Genomic DNA, 24,233 nt, shown 5'->3' with positions numbered 1-24,233 from the left:
ACCGCCGGGCGATCTCGAGCATCCGGGACGCGACGACGGGCCGTCGGGTTCTCAACGCCTCGCGATCTTGAGCATCCGACTCACCGTCGCCTGCCAGAGCGAGCCGTCGGGCGCGATGGTGCCGGTCAGTTCGAGTGGCTCGTCGACGGGTCCGTCGCCGACATGCAGCGTGCGCACTCGGGCGCCCGTCGCGAAATCGGTGGCGATGTAGTCGATCGGCCCGACCTGCTGGATCGATACCGGTCGATAGGGCCCGTACCCGAGTCCGTGGATGAGTCCGTCGACCGCGGGAGAGTCGGGGCAGCGATGCGAGGCGGTCGCCGTTCTCCCACACCCGGTGGCACTCCCCTGACGACACGTCGATGCGTGTCGATCCGCCGACGAAGGGCGCGTTGGCAGGCACGCTCGGACCGCTGACCGCCATGGGCGGGTACTGGTAGCCGTAGGTGCTGGGGATGATGAGCGAGTTACCCCAGGCCATCGGCGAGTTCTCGGTGCCCTGTCCTGAGCTGCCGAACGCGGGCATGCGGCACACCGTCGAGCCGGTGTTGCTGTCGTAGACGATCAACTGCGGTCGGGAGGCGTTGTCGACGATGGCAACCCATCCGTCGCCCCCGGGGCCGAAGTAGGTGGGCGTGGTGCCCGATCCCCAGGTCAACTGGCCGGGGCGACGTGCGGCTCCTCGGTCGTAGGCGCGACGCCACACCACCTCCGGTGTCCCGTCGACGCCTGCGCGCATCTCGTAGAGTGCGTGCGTCGAGATGACCGATACACCCGACGCTCGCACGGAGAGGCCGTTACCGAGGTCTTCACCCGCGGGCAGATGCGTCGACCGCACACGGCGAGCGGCGTCGACCGTGCCGACGACGCCGTGCGTAGTCACGAACCAGACGCGGCCCGCGAAGTCGGGAGCGAGTGCGGTGACGGCGTCGCCTGCGGGGATATGACCTTTCAGGTCAACACGGTCATCGATATAGAGTTGCCATCCCTGCGTCGAATGCCGATGTGCCACACGCAGAATCGCACCGGACCCGTCGGCGACGACCACGCGGTCGCGGTCGTCGAGGTATCCGTACACACCACCGAGCAGTCCGCCCTTGGTCAACTGCTTGCGCGCGATGGGCGCGGCGGTCGTCGGGTCGAAGAGCGTCACCGTCGCCACCGCGACCTGCAGCGGCGCGATCCCGACGAACTGGGTGCACAGCGATACCGGCATGCCGTCGTGCCCCACAAACGTTGCGGCGCACGCGCCACCTGGAATCGACGACGCCGCGAGATGCGCCGTCCGACCCGGTCCTGCGAACGGAGTCGAGTCCGACGACCAGAGGTCGCCGTGCATCAGTGACGTTCCTACCGGGCCGAGTCCGGTCGCGGGGCCTGGCGCGGGAGTCGTCGAACCGTATGTCGGTGGAGCTGCGGACGCAGATCCCCCGACGATTGCACCCGCGAGTATCGCGAAGACGACTGTCGATGTAGCGAGCAGACGGATGAGGGCAGCACGAAACGTCGAGCGTAGCGATGACACCGCGTCACTCTGACAGGTAGGCGACGATTGCGCCTGACATTCCCTCACGAGCGTCATCAAGGTTGCCGTAGGTACCCAATGTGTGCTCGGAGATCAGCCCACGCATCGCCCCCGGAATGAGCGCAGCCATCTGGCGAACCTTCCCCGGGTCGAGGTCGAGGTCGGCAAAGGCACGCTGGAACGCCGCGTCCCAGTTCGGCTTCCACGAAGCCAATTCGGCTGCGGTGAGGGGAAATTCGCGTTCCAATTCGACGTGTTCGCGCGGAAGCGCCGCGCGGAGCGTCTCGATGGCCCGCGCCTCCGGCGTCGTGAGTCCGTAGAACATCGCGCCGATCAGAGCGGACACCCGCTCTCGCAGCGTCCCGTCGGGTTTGACGTTGGCCGGAAGGTCGCCCCGTTGGTCCGCGGTGTGACGCAGGACCGCTGCCCACAGACCGTCGATGTCGCCGAACTGGTACTTGACCACACCCCACGTCGCCCCGATCTCCCGCGCGATCCGATTACCCGAGACCGCTGTCGGGTCACCCGTCGCCAACGCGGCGATTGCCGCACGGATCATGCTGTCCCGCGTGGCCTGACCACGTTTGTTCGCGCGCCGGGGGGTGGTCGTCGCCTCGCTCATGATGATCGAGTCTAGCCACCTTTCAAGATTTTCACAGAACCCTCTTGCACTATTTCACAGAGGGTTCTACGGTTCTTTGCATGGCACAGACCCCGCTGTCGATGGAACCGACCGGCTGGTTCCAGGTCGCCTGGTCGCACGAGATCGCGGTCGGCTACGTCCATCGCATGACCTACTTCTCCCGCGACATGGTCGCCTGGCGCTCGGCGTCGGGAAAGATCTCGGTGTTCGACGCCTACTGCGAGCACCTCGGCGCACATCTCGGGTATGGCGGTCGCGTCGAGGGCGAGAACCTGGTCTGCCCATTCCATGGGTGGAAGTGGAACGAGCAGGGTCGCAACGTCTGCATCCCGTACGAGAAGAGACCCAACAGGGGCAGGCGCATTCGCAGTTACCCTGCAGTCGAGCGCAACCATGCGGTGTGGATCTGGTTCGATACAGCCTCTCGCCCACCGTATTTCGAGGTACCCGACATGTTCACCGCATTCGGAGACGACCCATCCAACGCCGACAATTACTACGCACCCATTCCCGGCGGCACGCTGTTCCACGAGCGACTCGAGCTACATCCGCAGTACATCATGGAGAACGGCGTCGATTTCGCGCACTTCAAGTTCGTCCACGAGACGCCGTTCATGCCGGAGTTCACCCGGCACGATTTCGAAGGCCCGGTCTCCTACGTCGACTTCACCATCGCGTTCGAGGAGGGAGCCACCCTCGAATCCGCCTCGAGCGGGGTCTATTCCGTGAACGCGGGGCTCGGATGCTCCGTGACCAAGTCCTGGGGGATGGTCGAGAACCGCACGATGCCTGCGGTCACACCGGTCGACGAATCGACGTGCGACGTGCGGTTCACGGTCTGGATCGGAAAGAAGCCGGGTGAAGAGGACGCCACCGAGTTGACCAAGTACGGCAAGGTGATGAGCGACCTGGTCATCGAGCAGTTCGACCGGGACGTCGAGATCTGGTCGCATCAACGCTATTCCGATCCGCCGGCACTGTCTCAGCGAGAGTTCAAGGGCTTCACCGCATTACGCAACTGGGCAATCCAGTTCTACCCGGAGGGCGACTCGACCTACGGACGAGATCCGACCCGCCCGGAAAGCGGCGCCATCGTGCCGCTACACCCGTCGGCCACCGCCGCAACAGCCTGAGCACACCAGCTTCGCGAGCAACGTCCACACGAAAGGTCAGTCCATGAACAGTTCCCGCACGATTCGCGTATTCCAGGTTGCCACAGGCAATCTCGGCACCGAGATGATCGGCCGAATCACCTCCCATCCCGACCTCGAACTCGTCGGTCTGCACTGCTATACGCCCGACAAAATCGGACGCGACGTCGGCGAGATCGTGGGCATCGACGCCATGGGGATCAAGGCCACCGGTTCGGTCGAGGAGATCATCGCAGCACGGCCGGACGTCGTGACATTCCACGGCGTATTCCCCGACGACGACCTCTACGAAAAGGTGCTCGACGCAGGCATCAACGTCGTGACCACCGCCGACTGGATCACCGGATATCACCGAGACACCAACTGGCAGCACCCTTCCGGACGCAAGGTCAGCGAGATCATCGAGGCCGCCTGTCAGCGGGGAGGGGCGTCGTTCTATGGCACTGGCATGAACCCGGGGCTGTGTCAGATTCTCGGCATCGTCCACAGCGCCGACGTCGCCGAGATCGAGAACGTCACCGTCACCGAATCGGTCGACGTCTCATGCCATCACTCCGTCGACACCTGGAAGGCCGTCGGATACGGTCTGCCGGTTGATGATCCGTCGATTCCGGAGTCACTCCACAAGTACACCGCGGTCTTCGCCGACTCCGTCTACCTCATGGCCGACGCATTCGGACTCGAGCTCGACGAGGTCAAGTACTCCTACGAGCTCGGCGCATGCACCAAGGACGTCGATCTCGGCTGGTACTTCCTACCCAAGGGATCATTGGGCGCCAACTACATCAAGTATCAGGGCATGGTCGACGGCGTATCGCGGATCGAGACACATCTCGAGTGGCAGATGACACCACACACCGATCCCGCGTGGGATATCAAGGCCTGCTACATCACCCAGATCACAGGCGATCCGAGTATCTATAGCAAGCACATGATCTTCCCGAAGGCCGGAATGGATCTGTCGAAGCCCGAGAACTTCGCCTCGATCGGTATGACCGTGACCGGCCTGCCCGCACTCAACTCGATCCGCTCGGTCGTCGAGGCGAGGCCTGGCATCATCACGAGCAACGACCTACCGCTGAGGGCATTCGCCGGACGATTCGCCGTGTGACATCACATATCGGCTGCGCCCGCGATATCGAGCGCAGGCCCGAGCCAGCGTCGAAGATAGACACGCAACTGCTCCGGCGTACGCGGCGGGTCCGAGGGGTACTGCAGAAATGACATCAGGACACGCAGCATGAATTCGGCGAGACCCTCGAGCTTTTCGTCGTCGATTCCCGCCTCGGTCCAGTCGATCGGGAAGCGTCGCAAGACCGACGCGCCGAATTCCATTGCACGAGAGGATGTTGCGCCACGGCTGAAGAGCTCGTTCTCGCCCACCTGAACGAGAAGTCCGATGTACGGTTCGTCGGGCAGCCGCCCCAACGTGTAGACGATGGCCTCGGCAAGGGCATCGCGCGGATCGGTGATATCGGCGACGTGATCGGTGAGGCGGTCGAGGAACTGCGTGGCACCTGCTTCACCAACCGCGGTCAGCAAATCGGCGGTCGTCGGGAAGACGCGATAGACGGTCTGCCTGGTGACCTGGAGTTCCGCCGCGACGTCGGCGAGAGTCGCCCTGCCCGGGCCCGAACGATCGATGCAGCGCATCGCGGCTGCCACGATGCGTTCGCGTGCTTCGTCTTCGGTGCGTGGCAGGTCGCCACCCCAACCTCGGGTTCTCATCGATCAATCGTCGCACGCGGGTATCTCGAATTCGGTCATACACAGAATGACTATTTGTATGATCGAGTACGTCGGCCACGCCATCCACCCAGCCTGAGGTGCACCAATGCAGACCTGTACCGCCGAGTACATCCGCCTGTCGGAGACGCTGACGGGCGTTCGATGCGACGGCAATGCGTTCGTCACGTTCACCAATCCGGCGAACCTTGCGAACTGGACCCTGCCCGTGATCGAGACGACGCTCGTCATCGGACTCGTGGCGTGCCTGGTCCACGCCATCCGGTGGTATCGCACCGCGCGCGACGCGTCGAATCTCGTGGTGTGGTGCAGCGGGATACTGGCTTTGCTGCTGGTCGAACCGATCGCCTACTTTCCGCAGTGGTTCGGTATCGAGGATGAACTCGGACTGACCTTCGCGCACAACATGTTTACGGTGCAGTTCCTCTACGACCGCCTACCGCTCTACATCATCGCGATGTATCCGGTCTACCTGTACGTGGCGTACACGCTCGTCCAGCGGACGGGAATCTTCAAGCGCTACAACGTCTTCGTGTCCGCAGCCTGCGTGGCGTTCGTCTTTCACTGTCTGTACCAGGTTGTCGACGGCCTTGGGCCACAGCTGAAGTGGTGGGTGTGGAACCAGGAAGTCTCCACGGCACACCCGTCATTCAGCGGTATCCCGCTGCTGAACATGAGTGCGTTCAGCGTCATGCTGCCGTTCGGTATCGCTTTGGTGACGCGCTGGTTGTGCACGGTCCCACACCGCGGCGGTTGGTACATCGTCCGCGATGTCGTCATGACGAGTGTGCTCGTCTGGCCCGTCCTCTTCGTCGGATCGATACCCCCCACCATCCTCGACCTGCTGGGCGGTTCGCTGCTGGTCGGGCGAGCCGTCTCGGCGTGGACCTACGTGGCACTCTTGGCGATCGTCACCGTCGTGGCGTTCTGGGGCGTCTATCGGGCACGCCGCACCGACCCTTCCTTCCTCCCGGAACCGCTTGCGCGGGAATGGTTCCCGGTGATCTGCTCCGCGGTGTACCTGATCGTTGCGGCAGTGCTCTGGATCAGCGCGCTCCCCGACTACTTCGACGCTGTCGACGGCGTGGCGCCCAATGGCGGGCGAATCGGACCGCTTCCGTATGCGATCACCGCCTACGTGGCCTCGGTGTTGCTCACGATCGATTCGTTCGTCGGCGTCCGACGGCTTCGGACCCCGGCCACAGCGGAGCCGGATCGGAGCGGCTCGGAGCTACCTGCACCGTCCGCTCCATGAATCAACCTGTCGCACAGACAACTACGGCCCCCGCGTCACTGCGAGGGCCGTAGTTCATTCTGTGGAATTGATTCCGGTCGACCACTCAGCCGTCGAAGTGCGAGAGCAAGAAGTTGGTCGCAGGCAGCAGCGTGAACACCATCGGTAGCGCGTGGTTGACCACGAGGCCCGGGAAGATCGGCGGGATCGTGTTGGTGATCATCTGGACGTCGGCTCCCTGTGCACGCCAGTCGCGGTCGAGAGTGGCCACCTGACCGTACGGAATGACGTCGTCGTTGATGCCACCCTCGAGCAGCACCGGCGCGTTGGGCTTGAGCCTGCCGATGCGCTGCTCGTCGACGATCTTCTTGACGTCCGGGTAGCGATTGATCACTGACGACAACGACTTTCCGTCGCGTGTCCACGAATTCGTGCGCTGGAAGCCGAAACTCAACCCGGTGTCGGCGATGCACTGCGTCGACAGTTGCTTGAGCACTTGACGTCCGCGCGGCGTCGTCTCCTTGTCGACGACGGTCTTCAGTTCGGGGTAGCGGGCCTCGAGACCGTTGATGGCATAACCGATTCCGCCGACGATGAACGTGCCGTCGATCTGGTCGATCACCTTCGACAGATCGGCGGGCGGTGCACCTGCATACGACGCCTTCACGTTCAGCTCGGGAGCGTAGCTCGACGCCAGTTCGGCCGCCGACGCCGACGCCCCACCACCCTGTGAGTAGCCGGAGAAGCCGACCGGCGCGTTGGCAGGCGCCTTCTCGACCTTCAGCGCCGCACGCGCGGCGTCGAGCATCGCCTGGCCGGACTCGACCCTGTTGACGTAGGTGTGAATGCCCGGGGTGCCCATGCCGATGTAGTCGGTGATCGCCACTCGCACGCCGTTGATCAGCAACAGGTTCAGTTCGAGTGCGGTGTAGTTCAGCGCGAGGCTCGGCTTGCTCGGGTCGATCGCGACGGGCAGGCTCATCAGCTTCGAACCCGCGCACTGATCACCCTGACCGATGGTTCCCGGGCCGAGGACGACTGTCGGTCGGGGGCCCTTGCCCCGCCACGGCGCGGTGGGTTCGACGACGGTCCCGGTGACCGCCGCAGGCGTTCCATCCTGGTAGCGAGACGTGTACATGATTCGGGTCGCAGTGCCCGGCCACTGGTTCTTGATGCCGGGGATCTGCAGCAACAGCGGACTGGGCTCACTGCGGATGATCGACCCCGGAGACGCCGAGAACTGCGCCGGCGGGGTGTAAAAATCGGCCGCGTGGGCCGGTCCGACCGCCGCCGTCGCGGCACCAAGCGCCAACGCACCCGTCGTGAGCGCAACCGTGGACCGTCGTGTCACACGACCAATCCGCCTACCTGAGATGAATCCCCGAATTCGTGTCATGAACGTAACCTACCGCACAGTAAGTCACGGGTGTGAGCGAGGGCGCAAGCGCGTCACCGCAAATTACGCAAAGCGCACATTCATTGTTGCGAGGCCGAAGATCTTGCGACCAGCCGACTTCGCCACGATGATCACGACGCCGCTGCGGGTCTCGGGATCGAGCGACTTGATCTTGCCGCTGAACTCGATGTCGCCGCCCTCCGCAGCAGATACGACCGCCACCTGCGACAGGCGCACCGCGTACCGCGTCACGGCGCCCGGATCGCCCGACCACGCCGAGACGAAGCCCGCGCCGAGTCCCATCGTCAGCATTCCGTGAGCGATCACGTCGGGAAGGCCGGCGAGCTTGGCGATCGACTCGTCCCAGTGGATCGGATTGCCGTCTCCGGAGACGCCTGCGTAGTTGACCAGATCTCCGCGCGAGAGGCGGGCGTGCCGCACCGGCAGCGCGTCGCCGACCGTCAACGAGTCGAAGTCGAGGCTGCCCGGAGCCCGCTGGGCACCTGCACTCGAAATGACCTGCGCGCCTTCGGGTCGCACCGTCTTCACGTACGCGGCATCCGAATCGTCGGACGACATGACGTTCACGTCGTGCACCATGATGCTGCGGACCGCGTCGTTGATGCCCGGGTCGACGTCGTCGGACGTCACGCCGACGACCGTGGTGTGCATGGTGTGCACCACCTCGCCGGCGGCGTCGGTAAACGTGTTGGTGACGGTGATCAGGTCGCGACCGGCGATGCGTCGAATCGACGACAGCTCGACGTCGGTCGTCAGTTCGTCACCGGCGACGATCGGTCGATGTTGCTCGAAGACCTGCTCGGTCTGCACGTAGGTCTCGTAACCGACCACGACCGACTCGAACAGAGCTCGGTTGGCGCCCATCGCCGGGATGGCCGTGAACGTCAGTGGCGCAACAAGTCCCGAGTAGCCGAGTGCATGCGCAGCCTCTTCGTCGCGGTGTGCCACGTTGTGGTCCTGGACCGCGCGCGCATACTCGCGCACCTTCTCGCGACCGACCAGATAGGGCTCATCGATCTTGTAGTAGTGGCCGAGTCTGTCGGCAACCGCCGGGGCATCTGTGGGAGTTGACATCGTGATTCACCAATCGGCGGTTGTCGGTTCGGATCAGGTGTGATGGTGCGGGACGTAGAAGGCCGGGCGGTTACCCGACGAGCAGCTCCGCGATCTGAATCGTGTTGAGAGCCGCACCCTTTCGCAGGTTGTCACCCGAGACGAACAGCGCCAGTCCTCGACCGTCCGGCACGCCGGGATCTTGTCGGATACGACCGACGAGCGAGTTGTCCTTGCCCGCCGCGGCGAGCGGAGTCGGAACGTCGGTCAACTCCACTCCCGCTGCGCCGGAGAGGATCTCGTTGGCCTGGGCGGGAGATAGCGGTTGCGCGAACTCGGCATTGATCGACAGCGAGTGCCCGGTGAACACCGGCACGCGCACACAGGTTCCGCTGACGAGCAGATCCGGAAGTCCGAGGATCTTGCGAGACTCGTTGCGCAGCTTCTGATCTTCGTCGGTCTCACCCGACCCGTCGTCGACAAGCGATCCGGCAAGCGGCAGCACGTTGAACGCGATGGGTGCGACGTACTTGACCGGCGCGGGGAAATCGATCGCCGAGCCGTCGTAGACAAGCTTCTCGAGGTCGTCGATCGCCGCCCGCGACTCGGTGGCGAGCTCGTCGACGCCTGCAAGCCCACTGCCCGACACCGCCTGATACGACGACACGATCAGTCGTTGTAGCCCTGCCGCATCGTGTAGCGGCTTGAGGACCGGCATCGCGGCCATCGTGGTGCAGTTCGGATTCGCGACGATGCCCTTGGGCGGGTTCTGCGCCAGCTCTCCGTTGACCTCCGAAACCACCAGCGGCACATCGGGATCCTTGCGCCATGCCGACGAGTTGTCGATGACGGTCACGCCCGCGGCGGCAAACCGGGGTGCCTGCTCACGCGACATGGTGGCACCCGCCGAGAACAGCGCGATGTCGAGGCCGCTCGGGTCTGCGGTCGCCGCATCCTCGACGACGATCTCGCCGTCACCCCAGGGCAGCTTCTTACCCGCCGACCTCGGCGAGGCGAAGAATCGCACCTCGTCTGCGGGAAAGTTGCGCTGCGCCAACAGGGTTCGCATGACGCCACCGACCTGTCCGGTGGCTCCGACAACTCCGATACGTACGCCCATTGCTCAGCGCCCCGTTCCTGCGTAGACAACGGCTTCTTCTTCTCCGCCGAGGTCGAAGGCCTCGTGCAGTGCGCGCACGGCGTCGTCGAGTTCGGTGTCGCGGCACAGCACCGAGATACGGATCTCCGACGTCGAGATCAACTCGATGTTGATGCCGACGTTGCTCAGTGCCTCACAGAACGTCGCCGTGACGCCAGGATGGCTCTTCATGCCTGCGCCCACCAGCGAGACCTTGCCGATGTGGTCATCGTAGAGGACCTCGGTGAAGCCGATCTCCTCCTGTAGCTTGGTGAGCTTCTCGACGCCGAGCGGCCCGAGTTCACGCGGGAGTGTGAAGGTGATGTCGGTCTTGCCCGTCTCGACCTTCGAGATGTTCTGCAGCACCATGTCGATGTTGATCTCGGCGTCGGCGACAGCACGGAACACCTTCGCGGCGTAGCCGGGCTGATCGTCGAGGCCGACGACGGTGATCTTGGCCTCGCTGCGATCGTGTGCGACACCGGTGAGAATCGCTTCTTCCACGGGAATGTCCTCCATCGAGCCGGCAACCAGCGTGCCGGGTTTGGTCGAGTACGACGAGCGCACGTGTACGGGAACGTTGTATCGGCGGGCGTATTCCACACATCGCAGCATCAGGACCTTCGCGCCGCACGCGGCCATTTCGAGCATCTCCTCGAAGGAGACGGTCTCGAGGCGTCGGGCGTCGGGAACGATGCGCGGGTCGGCGGTGTAGACACCGTCGACGTCGGTGTAGATCTCGCACACGTCGGCTTCGAGAGCCGCGGCCAGCGCGACGGCCGTCGTATCCGATCCGCCACGGCCGAGCGTCGTGATGTCCTTGGTGTCCTGCGAGACTCCCTGGAAACCTGCGACCAGCACGATCTTGCCCTCGTCTAGCGCGCTGCGCACCCGACCGGGCGTGACGTCGATGATCTTGGCCTTGCCGTGGCTGCTGGTGGTGATCACACCCGCCTGCGAGCCGGTGAAGGACTGCGCCTGCGCGCCGAGAGAGCTGATGGCCATCGCGACGAGAGCATTGGAGATGCGCTCGCCCGAGGTGAGCAGCATGTCCATCTCACGGGCCGGCGGGGCCGGGTTGACCTGTTGTGCGAGGTCGAGGAGTTCGTCGGTGGTGTCGCCCATCGCGGACACGACCACCACGACGTCGTTCCCCTGCTTCTTGGTCTCCACGATGCGCTCGGCGACCCGGCGGATGCGCTCAGCTGTCGCAACCGATGATCCACCGTATTTCTGCACCACGAGTGCCACGTAGATAACCTCCCGGCAGGGCTCGACGTCGGGTTTTCCGCTTGACTGCCGAGACAACCTTACCGACGATGCCCGCGGGCTCCACGTCGTGGTGGTGGCGGGACGGCTTCCACGTGCTGCAGACCACACGCGTCCCCTAACATCGCTGAGGTGACCAGCGAGACCGAGGTCGGGAAGGCGAGCCGACAACGCCGCTCCCGGAAAACCAGCGCCGCACCCGGCGCGATGTCCGCTGATCGAGCCGACGAATCTGCCGCGGGTCGGGTCGGTGCATCCGAGGCCGGGCGGGCCGAGACATCTGGAGGGCGGCGCGGGGCATCGGCCGCGGGGCGGTCTGGGGCATCGGCCGCGGGGCGGTCCGGGGCGAAGCGGTCTGGGACGGAGCAGCGTCGAATCCGCCAGGTCGAGCGGCCGGGAGCCGGCGACGGGCGTGAGGAGGTCGACGCGGCCCCACGCGCGGCCGTCGACGACGACTCGCTGCCCTACTGGGTGTCGGCGATCGGGGTGTTCATCGCGATCCGGATCGTCGGATTGTTGGTGCTCGGTCGGTTCGCGCAGTTGCGCGACACCAGCGTCGGAAACGCACTGTCGGCGTGGGATGGCAAGTGGATGCTCGCCATTGCCGAGCACGGTTATGGCGACGTGCCGTACTCGCTCACCGACGCCCGCGGCCTGCACACCGCCGACACCGCGTACGCCTTCTTCCCCGGCTATCCGTACCTGGTCGGATGGATCGCCAAGCTCCCGTTCGTCACGCCGTTCGGTGCGGCGATCTCGCTCAACGTCGTCCTCGGTTGCCTGACCGCCGTCGGTGCCGCTCGACTCGGCGCCGACTGCGTGCGTGCGATGGGCAACCGCTCGCCACTGACCCGCGGGGGGTCGGTCAACCCCGAACGCGTCGGGCTCTACCTGGTCGCGATCTTGGCCGCGACGCCGATGTCGGTCGTGCTCAACATGGCCTACACCGAGGCATTGTTCTGCGCGCTGACCGTGTGGGCGCTCGTCGGGGTGATCGAACGCAACTGGGTCCTCGCAGGCGTTGCGGCCTGCCTCGCGGGGACAGTGCGACCGACCGCCGTCGTCATCATCGGCGTCGTGATGCTGGCTGCGGCACTGACCCTGGTGCGTGATCCAGAGGCACGATCGTGGCGATCACGACGCGGCAGTGGCGCCTACCTGTGGCTGGCGATCGTGCTGAGTCCACTCGGATACCTCGGCTACCTGGCAGTCGTCTGGGCGCACACCGGCTCGCCGACCGGCTGGTTCCGCGTCCAGACCGAGGGCTGGGACACCCGGATCGACGGCGGAGTCGTCACTTTCAATTTCGTCAACGACGCACTGGTGAACTCCGGCGAGGTCGCCTCCGTCGCCACCGCGTGGATCATCCTCGCGACGTTGCTCATGGTCGTCGTCGCGTTCTGGGCTCGCCTGCCGTGGCCGGTCGTCGTCTACGGGACGCTCGTCGTGGCGTCGATCGTGCTCTCGAGCGGACTGATGATCAGCCGCCCCCGTCTGCTGCTTCCGGCGTTTGTCCTACTCTTGCCGCTCGCGATCGCGCTTGCCAAACAACGGACGTCGGTCGCCGTGGCCGTCGTCGTCCCGATGGTCATCGGCAGCGCCTGGTTCGGCGCGCACATGCTGACCGTCTACCCGCACGCGATGTGAGGTCGGAGGGTCTTCCCCGGGTTACTGCCCGGCCGCGCGACTCTTCCTCGAGGTTTGTGCGTTTCCCCGCGACACTTCTCGCCGAAAGCGAAGGAAGTCGCGGAAAGAATCCTTCCCCTAGTTCCAGCGGGCCAGCGCCGGCCCGGGCCACTCTTCCCCTACTTCCAGCCCGGCCGCGGCTCTTCCTCGGGTTCTGCGCGTTTCCCCGCGACACTTCTCGCCGAAAGCGAAGGAAGTCGCGGAAAGAATCTTTCCCCTAGTTCCAGCGGGCGGGCGCCGGCCCGGGCCACTCTTCCCCTACTTCCAGCCCGGCCGCGCGGCTCTTCCTCGGGTTTTGCACCCTTCCCCGCGACACTTCCGGCCGAAAGCGAAGGAACTCACGGAAAGAATCCTTCCCCTAGTTCCAGCGGGCGGGCGCCAGCACCGGCCGTGCACCCGGTCGACGCTCAGCCGCGCGGGCGGAGGCCGTCGAGCACGAGGCCGACCATGCGTCGGCGCGTCTCGGGTGTGTCCTCGGCGACGCACGTCATCGACAGTCCGCCCACCAGGCGGGATATGTCCGACGGCTCGATGTCTTCGCGGAACACGCCCTCGCGCTGGCCCTTCTCGAGCGTCGCGGCCATCAGTTCGCGTGACTGGTCGCGGGCCTCGCTGAAGACCGGAGCCTCGTCGCCGACGGCCGCGAGGATCGCCTCCTTCATGCCGCGCTTGGTGCTCGCGGTGGACATGTACGCCTCGAAGACCCCGGCCAGCGCGACGTCGGCAGGCCCTGACTCGAGCAGGCGCCAACCGTCGGCGATGATCGAGTCCGAGTAACTCCTAAACGTCGCCTCGATGAGCGCCGCACGATTGGGAAAGTGCCGGTACAGCGTCCCGATGCCCACCCCGGCCTCGGCGGCGACCTTGTCGAGCGCGACGTCGACACCCTCGGCATGGAAGAGGTCGGCGGCCGCGGCAATCAGCTTGTCGTAGTTGCGGGCGGCATCGGCGCGGGCGGGTCGTCGTGACAGGGTTCGCCGCGGACCGTTCTCGCTCGCGGCCCCATCGACCCCGGCCACCGACTCTGCGGCCCCCGACTCCCTGGCCCCCGACTCCCTGGCCCCCGACTCCCTGGCCACTGACTCCCCAGCCACGTCGACTCCTACCTTCCGACACGAACAACACCGACGACGCCGCGCACACAGATCGAGCACAGCGGCGCAGCGAACAAAACAGTTGCAAAGCGGAGGAACCCTCCGTATATTAATCGGAGGAAGCTTCCGTTTCTCCAGCGAGTGTACTCCACACCGGCGTGGGTGAGCCCGATCAGACTCACGCCGAATCCAGTGCACTGTTCCGCCGATCCAATCTTTCGAAAAGAGCGGCCACATGTCCCTTTCCTCCATTGATCGCACGGCAGATTCGACACCTTCGGGCTCAGGCCTACGCTCGCGCATCAACACCGACGCCCTGGTGCTGGTCGCAGTGCTCGGATGCCAGTTGATGGTGGTGGTCGACGCGACCATCGTCAACGTCGCACTACCCGATATTCAACGCTCCCTTGGCTTTTCGACGTCGAATCTCTCCTGGGTGCTCAACGCCTACACGCTCACCTTCGGTGGGCTCCTACTACTCGGCGCACGCCTCGGCGACATTCTCGGTCGACGCCGCACCTTCCTCGACGGCCTCGGACTGTTCGTCGCGGCATCGGCATTCGGTGGCCTCGCAACCGATTCGACGATGCTCCTCGTCGCCCGCGCCCTGCAGGGCGTCGGTGCCGCAATCGCCGCGCCGGCGGCACTGGCACTGCTGATGACCAGATTCTCCGACGGCCACCAGCGCACTCGCGCACTGGCGCTCTTCACAGCCGTGTCCATCGGCGGATTCTCGCTTGGTCTCGTCTCCGGCGGAGCGCTCGTGCAGTGGCTCGACTGGCGCTGGGTCTTCTTCGTCAATGTGCCGATCGGACTCGTGGTGATCGTCGCGGGTGCGCTGTCGCTGCCTCGCACCACACGCGAGCGCGGCTCCTTTGATCTACCTGGTGCCGTATTGTCCACCGCAGGAATCGGTCTCATCGTGTACGGCCTCGTCAATGCTGCGGAGCACGGATGGAGCAGCACGATCACCGTCATTGCCCTCGTCGCAGGTGCCGCACTTCTCGGCGCGTTCGTCTACGCCGAAGACCGTGCACACCAACCGATCACACCGCTGCGGCTCTTCGCCTCGACCCCGCGAAGCGCTGCATTCGCCGGTCGACTGGTGATGGTCGCGGGGTTCATGGGCATGATGTTCTTCCTCACCCAGTACATGCAGGAAGTGCTCCACTACGGCCCACTCGAGACCGGATTGGCGTACCTGCCGATGACGGCGGCGACGTTCGGCGCATCACAGTTGAGTGCGCGAGTTCTGGTGCCACGCTTGAGTACTCGCACGCTTCTGCTCATCGCCTTCGGCGCGGCGGCAGCCGGCCTATACTGGCTGAGCACTCTCGACGCTCATACACCGTACCTGTCACTACTCGGGCCGTTCATCCTCGTCGGCGCGGGCGGCGGTATGGCCTTCCTGTCGCTGACCACGGCGTCACTGCGCGGCGTCGACCCTCAGGATGCCGGCGCGGCGTCGGGCTTGGTCAACACCGCTCAACAGCTCGGCGGCACAGTCGGCTTGGCGATCATGGTCGCCGTCTTCGGGGCAGCAACACGCGGAATGCCCACGTCGACAATCACATTCGCCCACGGCATGACAGTCACCGTATTGTGTGCAGCCATCCTGCTGACAGCGGGCGGGGTGCTGATGGCACTCACCCAGGGCGAGGCACGCCCGCGCCCGGTCGAGACAGCACTCGATTGATCCGACGCGGCGTCGTCGATGTCACCTACGACGTCGACGACGCCGCTTTCGCCTCGAACCCAGCACACAGATAGTCGACGCCGGCGTCGAGCAACGCGCGCGGATCATTCAACCGTGCGGCCTCTGCGGCGTCGGACAGCGTGGACAGGTGCGGCAACCGCGAGGTGACCCGACCGGCGATGAGATCGGCGAGTCCGCTCGGACGTTCACCGGGCGATGCGTCGAGCAACTGTTCACTGACCTGTGCGAGCGCGACGCCGTTGACGTAGTTCCACACCGCGAGTGCCATCTCGGTAGCCGTGGTGATGTCGACGCCGAGGTCGGTGAAACCCGCCGCGAGCCAGTCGAGCCCCTCGAGTGCGTCGACACCGAAGCTGTAGCGCGGCGCCGAGTAGGCCAGCAACCACCCATGGGTGCCTGCGATAGAGCTGCCAATCGACGTCGACGGCGATCGCCACGCGTTCACGCCACGACCACGGGCCGGGGTCGTCGACGGGATAGGGAAATCGACGACCGATCTCCTCGGCCATCGCCTCGAGCAGCGCGTCCTTGTCTGCGATGTGCCGGTAGAGCGACATCGCGCCGACGCCGAGTTCATCGGCGATGCGTCGCATCGACAGCGCGGGCAGCCCGTCCCGGTCGGCCACGTCGATCGCGGTGTCGACAATGACCGCGGTGGTGAGCTTGGGCGCACGCTCGTCGGCCACCGACTCTCCTCACATTGCGGGAATAAATTGTTTGCGTACAGCGTACTCATCACCGTACCGTCGATGCGTACGGCGTACGCGCATGCCCGAGGGCACACCGATGACGTCGACGCATCCAGCCCTATCGAAGGAGAGCAGTAGTCATGTCCGTCCGCATCCGTCCGTCAGTCATGTCCGTCCGCATCCGTCCGTCCGAGAAGCGCACCCGCGAAAATCCGGGCGCAGATCGACGCGCGTGGTGGGGACTGGCCGTACTGACACTTCCGGTGCTCCTGGTGTCGATGGACTTCTCCGTCCTCTACCTCGCGATCCCGGCTATCACTGACGCGCTCGATCCCAGCGCCGCGCAGCAGCTGTGGATTCTCGACATCTACGGCTTCCTCATCGCAGGGTTGCTCATCACGATGGGCAACGTCGGAGACCGCGTCGGCCGTCGACGCATCTTGCTGTTGGGTGCCGCACTGTTCGGCATCGCCTCGGTCATCGCAGCGTTCGCTCCTACCGCGGGCATCCTGATCGCGGCTCGCGCGTTGATGGGTATCGGTGGTGCGACGCTGATGCCGTCGAGCCTGTCGTTGATCGCCAACATGTTTCCCGACGCGAAGGCACGTGGCAGGGCGATTGGCGTGTGGACCGCCGCATTCGCGGGCGGTTCGGCCATCGGACCCGTCGTCGGGGGCGTTCTGCTGCACCACTATTGGTGGGGTGTCGTCTTCCTGATCAACGTGCCGGTACTCGCCGTGCTGTTCCTGCTCGCACCCAAGCTGATTCCCGAGTATCGCGCGGGTACGGGTGAACCGTTCGACTTCATCGGCGTCGGACTCTCCCTGCTCGCCATCCTGCCGATCGTCTACTCGATCAAGACGATGGCCTCGGAAGGTGCCGCCCTCCCGGTCGCAGCAGTCGGCGTGGTCGGTGTCGTGATGTTCATGTTCTTCCTGATGCACCAGCGTCGGACCCCAGCGCCACTGCTCGACCTGAAACTGTTCCGCAACGTCCAGTTCAGCGCTGCCGTGACGGTCGCACTGTTCGGCATGATGGCGCTCGGTGGAATGTCGTACCTGACGGGCGTCTACCTGCAGTCGGTGCGCGACTTCGACGTCCTCGACGCCGCGCTTGCCGGCCTGCCGATGGCGATCGCCGTCGCGGTGTTCTCCATCGGTGCGACGCGCATCGCCTCACGTGTCGGCATGCGGACCGCGTTCGTCGGGTCGGTCGCACTCGCCGCCGCGGGCAACCTGGGACTGCTGTGGCTCACGACGTCCAGCCCGCTGTGGGTCTACCTCGTGTTCACCTCGATCGCCGGTATCGGCTACGGCATCCAGTTCTCGCTGGTGTACGACGTCGTCGTCGGCTCGGTGCCCGCGGAGCGATCCGGAGCGGCGTCGGGCATCTCGGAGACCAGCTTCGAGCTGGGAACCGCACTCGGCCTGGCACTGCTCGGCTCGCTCGCGACGCTGATGTTCCGTGAACACGGCGACGGCTGGGCGTTCGGCGACACACTCGGCGAGACGCTGCACCGCTCCCACGACATGGGACCCGCGGGTGTCGAACTCGCCGACGCGGCCAAGGAGGCGTTCGTCAACGGCATCCACGCGGCGTCGCTCGCCTCGGTGATCGCTCTCGGTGTGCTCGGCATGATTCTCGCCATCGTGATGCGCACACCTCACGGCGTCGAGCAGTCGGTTGATGCCGAACTGCCTGCCGCGCAGGACAGTTAGCCCCGTCGCGGAAGCCCGCTCGGTCCCGCACGCTGCTCCAGTCCCGTTGGACTCCAGTACCGTTGGCGCGGTGCATGAACTGATCAGTCAGCGCTGGAGCGCTCGCGGCTACGACGCCGAGGCCACCGTCTCGGTCGACGAGGTCACCGAGATCCTCGACGCCGGGCGGTGGGCGCCCACGTGGGGACGCATGCAACCGGTGAGGTTCGTGGTCGGTCTACGCGGCGACGAGACGTTCGACGCCCTGACCGCCACTCTCAACCGAGGCAACACGACGTGGGCGCCCGCCGCGGGTGCGCTGATCCTGTTGTGCACCACCGACGATCCGTCCGACCCCAAGCCCGACCTCTACGGCGGCGTCGACCTCGGGCTGGCGTTGGCGCAGATGATCCTGCAGTGTGGCGCACTCGGTCTCAACGGACATCCACTCGCCGGATTCGACAAGGATTCCGCCAGAACAGCTTTCGGCATACCCGCCGATAAGAAGCCGCTCGCGATGCTCGCCGTCGGACATCTCGCCGACCCCTCGACACTGTCCGAAAAGATCCGCGACCGCGACGCCGAGCCGCGCGAACGGCTACCCCTCGACGAGGTCGCATTCAGCGGCCACTGGGGCGAGCCGTTCCGCGCCGGCCCTCCCGCCGGTTGAGCCGGCCCTCCCGCCGGTTGAGCCGGCCGCGAGCGAAGCGAGCAGCCGAGACGAAACCACCTCGCCCAAACCCCTACCCGCTACAGGTCTCGAGCGCCTTCTTGATCGCGGCGCGGTGCGCGCTGTGGTCCTTCTTGGCAAGACCGTGGTCGCGCAAGAAGTTCTTGATCTCAGCGCGCTCGGGGTGCTTCTTGTGCATCTCTTCACGCTGCTGCTTGCGCTGAGCAGGCGTCAGCACGATCGTGTTCTCGAAATGCTGCTTGGCGCGCGGATGAGACTGGATCTCTTTCCAGAGCGCGGGATCTTCTTTGGCCAACACCTTCTCGACTCCGGCCAGCGTGCACTTGGTGCCGGGCACCGGGGTGGTCTGAGCAGGTGCGGGCTTCGCCGGCGAATGAGGGACCGGAGCGGCTTGCGCCACCCCACCCGTCGCGATCGCGCTCGCGACGCCGACACCGGCCAACGCGAGGGTGATGCGGCGCGACGTCGCTCCGGTGAACAAACGTGACATGTCTTTCCCTTTCTCGGCACACACTCACGGTTGAGTGTCGCGACCAGCCTTTCGGCGGCCACTCGAAGCAAACCCGCAAAAGCTAAGTGCCGCCTGAGAATTCGCAGTGCGAACGCCCAGTAATGCTCAGGCAAAGGGACTTTCAGTCAACGCCAAAGTACCCTTATTCGTCGCCAATCCGACAGAACGCCCTCATGCGACAGGCAAAGAACTATGGTAAGCCTTGCCTGTGTACTTCCTCCGTCGTGCGATCGTGACAGCCCTGACCGTCGGCAGCATCGGCGCCGCCATGGCCACAGCCGGACCCACCGCCCATGCGGCAGACACGGCGTTCTCCGACGAGTTCGTCGGTGCGGCCGGATCGGCCCCCAACAGTGCCCTCTGGAACTACGAAACAGGAGGGGGCGGCTGGGGTAACGACGAAAAGCAGACCTACACGTCGAGCCGCGAGAACTCACGCCTCGACGGCAGCGGACACCTCGTCATCGAGGCCAAGAACTCCGGCGGCGGGTGGACGTCGGCCCGACTGAACACCAAGGGCAAGCGCGAATTCACCTACGGCACCATCTCCGCGCGGCTGTCGCTACCCGGTGGCGCAGGCCTGCACAGCGGATTCTGGCTACTCGGAGCCGACATCTGGGAAGTCGGATTCCCCAAGGCAGGCGAGATCGACATCGCCGAACACATCAACAACTCCGACTTCGTGCACATCGGCGTCCACGGTCCGACGGGTTCCGGCGGCTTCGGTTCGGCCGACGCCGGGTCGCTGCGCGACATCCTTCCCGACGCCATCCCCCTTCCCGACGGCGCCAACGGCAAGTACCAGCGCGGCTCCGACATCCTGGGCATCGACCCCACCGACTTCCACACCTACGGCGTCCGAAAGACAGCCACCTCGATCACGTTCCTCTTCGACGGACGCTCGGTGTACACCGTCAATCGCGCCGACCTCAGCGCCGGCCAGCGGTGGGTCTTCGACAAGCCGATGTACCCGATCCTGAACCTTGCCGTCGGCGGTGTGTGGCCTGGTCCGACGAACTCTTCGACGCCCAACCCGGCGACGATGAAAGTCGACTGGCTGCGCTACACCCCCTGACCGAACCGGCCGTAGGGTTGACCGGTGCCCGGCTCTGACTCGCCAACACCATCTGAACCGCTGCGCCCACAGCCTCCCCCTCGCCTGCACGTCAGGCGTGCACTCTTCGCAATACCCGACGTTCGCGGGCGCTGGCCCGCAGCACTCCGAGCGGGCCTCGCGTTCGCGGTACCCGCAGGCATCCTGCTCGCCCTCGGATTCGAGCGCGACTCCTTACTGGCCGCACTCGGCGCCTTCGCAGTGCTCTACGGCGAGAAGCGGCCCTACCGAGTGCGGTGGCGGGTGATCGTGCTCGCAGCCGTGGTGTTGATCGGCGCGGCCGGGCTGTTCGGACTCCTCGGCCACCTCGCCGGTCCCCACCCGAGCACGGTGGTCGCGTTGGGGGTGGTCGTCGCGCTCGTGGCGTGGGCGTCGGCGACGGTGTTCACCGTCAACGCCATGCGCCTCGGTCCGCCCGGGCCATTCTTCTTCGTGCTCACCGCCTGCATCTCCTCGGTGGTGACCCGGCACGGCGTCGACGTTCCCGCGCTGGTCATCGCGACGTGCGCGGGTGGATTGAGTTCACTCGTCGTCGGAATGGCTCCAGCGCTGTGGCGTCCGGAAGGCCCCCAGAGGGCGGCGACGCTCGCCGCAATCGCGACGATCGACGCCTACCTCGCCGACAATCAGTCCACCGATCCCGCGCATCGACACGGCGTGGCGATGTCGACGCTCAACGCGTGGACGGTCCTGCACGACGCCGCTGCCACCGACACTCCGCTCGCACAACGACTCTGGACGTCGTTGCATCAGTTCCACGTGGCACCGCCGGGTCCGCTGTCGCCGCCGCTGCGTCGACCATCGGTGCGACATCGCCTGTCCACAGCACTCCGCAGCTACAGCCATGCACGCGTCACCACTGCCCGCGTCGCACTCACCGCGCTGGTCGCGGGCGTGGCATCGCTCGCGATCGGCCTCTCGCGCCCCGACTGGGCAATCCTCGGCACCGTCTTGGTGTTGCAGTTGGGCCCCGACCGCATCCGGGGCGTCATCCGTGCCACACACCGGCTCGCCGGAACCATCGTCGGCCTGGTGTTCTTCGTCGGACTCCACCAGCTCGGTCTCACCACGCTATGGCTCATCGTGGTGATCGCGCTGCTCAACGTTTTGATCGAGCTGACCATCGTCGGCAACTACGGCGTCGCGGTCTCGTTCATCACTCCACTCGCCATGCTCATGGGCAACCCCGACTCCGACATCACCATCCCCGTGCGAGATCGATTCCTCGAAACGCTGCTCGGCGTCACGTTGGCCGTCGCGGCACTGTTGTGGCTGTTTCCGCACGCGCACCGACGCACGTGGGCACGCGCCGACACCGACGTCCTCGACTACGTCGACCATCTCCTCGACGACGCCGCGCTCTCACCGATCGGTTCACCGCACATGCTCGCGGCCCGGCGTGACCTGCAGTGGGCGCTTCTCGAGGCCGAGATGAGTGCAACCGACAGCGCCAGCGACGAACCGGACTGGGCAACACCGCGGTGGCCGCGCCACATCGCGCTGTGTCGGGTGGGGTACGAAGCACTCGACTGGTGTTACCGCACCGATCCGTCGACCCCGATCGCGCCCGGAATCCGGAGCACCCTGCGCATGCACCGCACCCTCGTCCACGCACCCGAGGACCCCTGACATGCGAGTTCGGACAATGCGGACCCAGAGTCCGATCGACTGACCTCATTTGATCGACGACCAGCCCGGGGAGTACATTTACTCGCATGCAGCGTGCACTCCTTCTCGGTTGCCGCGGCGGGGTCTGACACGACCGGCCCTCCGTCGCGGGGCCTCATCACGCGCCGGTCACTCCCCAATCTGAGACCTACTTCGGAGATTGACCATCATGGCACCAGCAGACACCTTCACCTCGGGCCCGAGCCGCATCGTCGAGCCGTCCGGCCCCATCCCAGCAGGACAGCCCTCCTGGAACCCGCAACGCAGTTCCGCGATGCCCGTTCACCGCTACCGGCAATTCGCCGACGAGGTCGAGCAGATCTCGATCCCCGATCGCACCTGGCCCGACAAGGTCATCACCGCGGCACCGATGTGGTGCGCGGTCGATCTGCGTGACGGCAACCAGGCCCTGATCGACCCGATGAGTCCCGCTCGCAAGCGCCGCATGTTCGAGCTGCTGGTGCGCATGGGCTACAAGGAGATCGAGGTCGGCTTCCCGTCGGCGAGCCAGACCGACTACGACTTCGTTCGCGAAATCATCGAAGACGGGGCCATTCCCGACGACGTCACCATCCAGGTGCTGACGCAGTGCCGCGACGAGCTGATCGAGCGCACCTTCGAAGCGTGCCGCGGAGCGTCGAATGTGATTGTGCACTTTTACAATTCGACGTCGGTGCTGCAGCGTCGGGTCGTGTTCCGTGCCGACAAGTCGAAGATCACCGAGATCGCTACGCACGCCGCGCACAAGGTGCTCGAGGAGCAGCAGAAGTACCCAGACACCAACTGGCGCTACGAGTATTCGCCTGAGTCGTACACCGGCACGGAGCTGAGCTACGCCAAGGAAGTATGCGACGCGGTGAGCGAGATCATCGCTCCCACACCCGATAAGCCGCTCATCATCAATCTGCCTGCCACCGTTGAGATGGCAACACCGAACGTCTACGCCGATTCCATCGAGTGGATGAGCCGCAATCTCGCCCGCCGCGACTCGATCATCCTGAGCCTGCACCCGCACAACGATCGCGGAACCGCTGTCGCCGCAGCGGAACTCGGCTATCAGGCGGGCGCCGACCGCATCGAGGGCTGCCTGTTCGGCAACGGTGAGCGCACCGGCAACGTCTGCCTGGTGACGCTGGGCATGAACATGTTCAGCCGCGGCGTCGACCCGCAGATCTCGTTCTCCGACATCGACGAGATCCGACGCACCGTCGAGTACTGCAACCAGCTCGGTGTACCCGAACGTCACCCCTACGGCGGCGACCTGGTCTACACCGCGTTCTCCGGCAGCCACCAGGACGCGATCAACAAGGGTCTCGATGCGATGAAGGTCGACGCCGACGCCGCGGATTCCGACGTCGACGACATCCTGTGGCAGGTTCCCTATCTGCCGATCGACCCCAAGGATGTCGGCCGCAATTACGAAGCCGTCATCCGCGTCAACAGCCAGTCCGGTAAGGGCGGCGTCGCCTACATCATGAAGGCCGACCACGGCATGGACCTGCCGCGACGCCTGCAAATCGAGTTCAGCCGCGAGATCCAGAAGATCACCGACGGCGAGGGCGGCGAGGTCTCTCCCAAGGAGATGTGGGACGTCTTCGCCGACGAATACCTGCATCCGATCCGCCCGCTGGAGCGGATGCGCCAGAAGGTCGACGCCTCCGAGGTCGACGGCGGCGACGACCACATCACCGCTGTGGTCAAGGTCGATGGCGTCGAGAAGGAGATCTCGGGCAGCGGCAACGGCCCCCTCGCGGCATTTGTCGACGCGCTGTCGACCGTCGGATTCGACGTCCGCGTACTGGATTACGCCGAGCACGCACTCACCGCGGGCGGCGACGCCAGCGCTGCCGCCTACGTCGAGACCGAGGTCAACGGTGAAACCGTGTGGGGCGTCGGCGTTGCGTCGTCGATCACGACAGCGAGCCTGCGTGCCGTGGTGTCCGCAGTCAATCGCGCCTACCGCGTGACCGCTTCGGCTCCAGTGGAGACCGATGCCGCCCCACGTACCTGGGCGCCGTAGGTCGCCTGACCCGCGTATCCGATACGCGTAGACCTTTCTCTCACCGAAGAACTCACGCCTGCGGCGGGTGATCCCCCGCTGCGGTGTGTCAGGCAATGGGCCGGAACCCTCGACCGCACGGGCGATCCCCGTCGGGGAGGATTCCGGCCCATTCCGTCTGCGCGGCACTC

General features: G+C 65.4%; 18 protein-coding genes and 2 pseudogenes. 10 read left to right on the top strand and 10 right to left on the bottom strand.

From position 1 onward, the window contains the following. Window positions 1–51: 51 nt before the first annotated feature. Together GOSPT_RS22660 and GOSPT_RS22655 are read right to left on the bottom strand one after the other, a co-directional pair. A pseudogene (locus tag GOSPT_RS22660) lies at window positions 52–1,438 on the bottom strand (hypothetical protein). A gap of 91 nt (window positions 1,439–1,529) precedes the next feature. After that, window positions 1,530–2,147, bottom strand: a complete 618-nt coding sequence (locus GOSPT_RS22655; protein ID WP_005209536.1) for a TetR/AcrR family transcriptional regulator — start codon at window positions 2,145–2,147, stop codon at window positions 1,530–1,532. Window positions 2,148–2,227: 80 nt separating this feature from the next. On the opposite strand from GOSPT_RS22655, the gene GOSPT_RS22650 reads away from it, so the two are divergent. Then, the gene (locus GOSPT_RS22650; protein WP_005209534.1) at window positions 2,228–3,301 is read left to right on the top strand and encodes a Rieske 2Fe-2S domain-containing protein; all 1,074 of its coding nucleotides are present in this window, start codon (window positions 2,228–2,230) and stop codon (window positions 3,299–3,301) included. 43 nt (window positions 3,302–3,344) lie between these two features. Next, window positions 3,345–4,430 carry an NAD(P)H-dependent amine dehydrogenase family protein gene (locus tag GOSPT_RS22645; protein ID WP_005209533.1) on the top strand — a complete coding sequence of 362 codons (1,086 nt, stop codon included), beginning with the start codon at window positions 3,345–3,347 and terminating at the stop codon, window positions 4,428–4,430. A 2-nt stretch (window positions 4,431–4,432) separates the two neighbouring features. Here GOSPT_RS22645 and GOSPT_RS22640 read toward each other — a convergent pair whose 3' ends face one another. Continuing rightward, a complete protein-coding gene (locus GOSPT_RS22640) occupies window positions 4,433–5,047 on the bottom strand; it encodes a TetR/AcrR family transcriptional regulator (protein WP_005209531.1) in 615 nt (204 codons plus the stop codon). A 106-nt stretch (window positions 5,048–5,153) separates the two neighbouring features. Here GOSPT_RS22640 and GOSPT_RS22635 point away from each other — a divergent pair, with 106 nt between their 5' ends. Next, window positions 5,154–6,320 (top strand): hypothetical protein, encoded by a 1,167-nt coding sequence (locus GOSPT_RS22635; RefSeq protein WP_005209530.1) that lies wholly within the window; start codon window positions 5,154–5,156, stop codon window positions 6,318–6,320. Window positions 6,321–6,405: 85 nt separating this feature from the next. Here the strand turns inward: GOSPT_RS22635 and GOSPT_RS22630 are convergent, their stop codons facing one another. From GOSPT_RS22630 to GOSPT_RS22615, 4 genes are all read right to left on the bottom strand, one after another. Continuing rightward, on the bottom strand, window positions 6,406–7,695 hold the full coding sequence (locus GOSPT_RS22630) for a lipase family protein (RefSeq protein WP_174273087.1): 1,290 nt from the start codon (window positions 7,693–7,695) through the stop codon (window positions 6,406–6,408). 63 nt (window positions 7,696–7,758) lie between these two features. Further along, window positions 7,759–8,790 carry a fused (3R)-hydroxyacyl-ACP dehydratase subunits HadA/HadB gene (locus GOSPT_RS22625; RefSeq protein ID WP_005209526.1) on the bottom strand — a complete coding sequence of 344 codons (1,032 nt, stop codon included), beginning with the start codon at window positions 8,788–8,790 and terminating at the stop codon, window positions 7,759–7,761. Window positions 8,791–8,860: 70 nt separating this feature from the next. After that, the gene (locus tag GOSPT_RS22620; protein ID WP_005209524.1) at window positions 8,861–9,889 is read right to left on the bottom strand and encodes an aspartate-semialdehyde dehydrogenase; all 1,029 of its coding nucleotides are present in this window, start codon (window positions 9,887–9,889) and stop codon (window positions 8,861–8,863) included. 3 nt (window positions 9,890–9,892) lie between these two features. Beyond that, on the bottom strand, window positions 9,893–11,158 hold the full coding sequence (locus GOSPT_RS22615; RefSeq protein WP_005209522.1) for an aspartate kinase: 1,266 nt from the start codon (window positions 11,156–11,158) through the stop codon (window positions 9,893–9,895). A gap of 225 nt (window positions 11,159–11,383) precedes the next feature. Here GOSPT_RS22615 and GOSPT_RS22610 point away from each other — a divergent pair, with 225 nt between their 5' ends. After that, window positions 11,384–12,823: a putative hexosyltransferase gene (locus GOSPT_RS22610; protein WP_005209521.1), complete on the top strand. Its 1,440-nt coding sequence runs from the start codon at window positions 11,384–11,386 to the stop codon at window positions 12,821–12,823. 446 nt (window positions 12,824–13,269) lie between these two features. On the opposite strand, the gene GOSPT_RS22960 is transcribed toward GOSPT_RS22610, so the two are convergent. Continuing rightward, window positions 13,270–13,956, bottom strand: coding sequence for a TetR/AcrR family transcriptional regulator (locus tag GOSPT_RS22960; RefSeq protein WP_005209519.1), 687 nt, complete (start codon window positions 13,954–13,956; stop codon window positions 13,270–13,272). Window positions 13,957–14,191: 235 nt separating this feature from the next. On the opposite strand from GOSPT_RS22960, the gene GOSPT_RS22600 reads away from it, so the two are divergent. After that, window positions 14,192–15,652 (top strand): MFS transporter, encoded by a 1,461-nt coding sequence (locus tag GOSPT_RS22600; protein WP_005209518.1) that lies wholly within the window; start codon window positions 14,192–14,194, stop codon window positions 15,650–15,652. Window positions 15,653–15,677: 25 nt separating this feature from the next. Here the strand turns inward: GOSPT_RS22600 and GOSPT_RS22595 are convergent. Further along, window positions 15,678–16,359 (bottom strand): annotated as a pseudogene (locus GOSPT_RS22595) (TetR/AcrR family transcriptional regulator). A 170-nt stretch (window positions 16,360–16,529) separates the two neighbouring features. Between GOSPT_RS22595 and GOSPT_RS22590 the strand changes: the two are divergent. Both GOSPT_RS22590 and GOSPT_RS22585 read left to right on the top strand, forming a co-directional pair. Next, window positions 16,530–18,080 (top strand): MFS transporter, encoded by a 1,551-nt coding sequence (locus GOSPT_RS22590; RefSeq protein ID WP_039857138.1) that lies wholly within the window; start codon window positions 16,530–16,532, stop codon window positions 18,078–18,080. 70 nt (window positions 18,081–18,150) lie between these two features. After that, window positions 18,151–18,729 carry a nitroreductase family protein gene (locus tag GOSPT_RS22585; RefSeq protein ID WP_005209510.1) on the top strand — a complete coding sequence of 193 codons (579 nt, stop codon included), beginning with the start codon at window positions 18,151–18,153 and terminating at the stop codon, window positions 18,727–18,729. A 73-nt stretch (window positions 18,730–18,802) separates the two neighbouring features. Here GOSPT_RS22585 and GOSPT_RS22580 read toward each other — a convergent pair whose 3' ends face one another. Next, window positions 18,803–19,240, bottom strand: a complete 438-nt coding sequence (locus GOSPT_RS22580) for a hypothetical protein (RefSeq protein WP_039857113.1) — start codon at window positions 19,238–19,240, stop codon at window positions 18,803–18,805. Between the two features lie 289 nt (window positions 19,241–19,529). Between GOSPT_RS22580 and GOSPT_RS22575 the strand changes: the two genes are divergently transcribed. From GOSPT_RS22575 to leuA, 3 genes are all read left to right on the top strand, one after another. Then, complete coding sequence (locus tag GOSPT_RS22575; RefSeq protein WP_141630985.1) at window positions 19,530–20,336, top strand: glycoside hydrolase family 16 protein; 807 nt, start codon at window positions 19,530–19,532, stop codon at window positions 20,334–20,336. Between the two features lie 24 nt (window positions 20,337–20,360). After that, window positions 20,361–22,004, top strand: a complete 1,644-nt coding sequence (locus GOSPT_RS22570; RefSeq protein ID WP_005209504.1) for an FUSC family protein — start codon at window positions 20,361–20,363, stop codon at window positions 22,002–22,004. Window positions 22,005–22,212: 208 nt separating this feature from the next. Then, on the top strand, window positions 22,213–24,063 hold the full coding sequence (gene leuA / locus GOSPT_RS22565; RefSeq protein ID WP_005209502.1) for a 2-isopropylmalate synthase: 1,851 nt from the start codon (window positions 22,213–22,215) through the stop codon (window positions 24,061–24,063). The last annotated feature ends 170 nt before the right edge of the window (window positions 24,064–24,233 follow it).

The organism is Gordonia sputi NBRC 100414 (assembly GCF_000248055.1).
In the GTDB taxonomy this organism is placed as follows: Bacteria; Actinomycetota; Actinomycetes; order Mycobacteriales; family Mycobacteriaceae; genus Gordonia; species Gordonia sputi.
The sequence above is the reverse complement of the archived record's forward strand: the minus strand, read 5'-3'. Positions and strand labels throughout refer to the sequence as shown.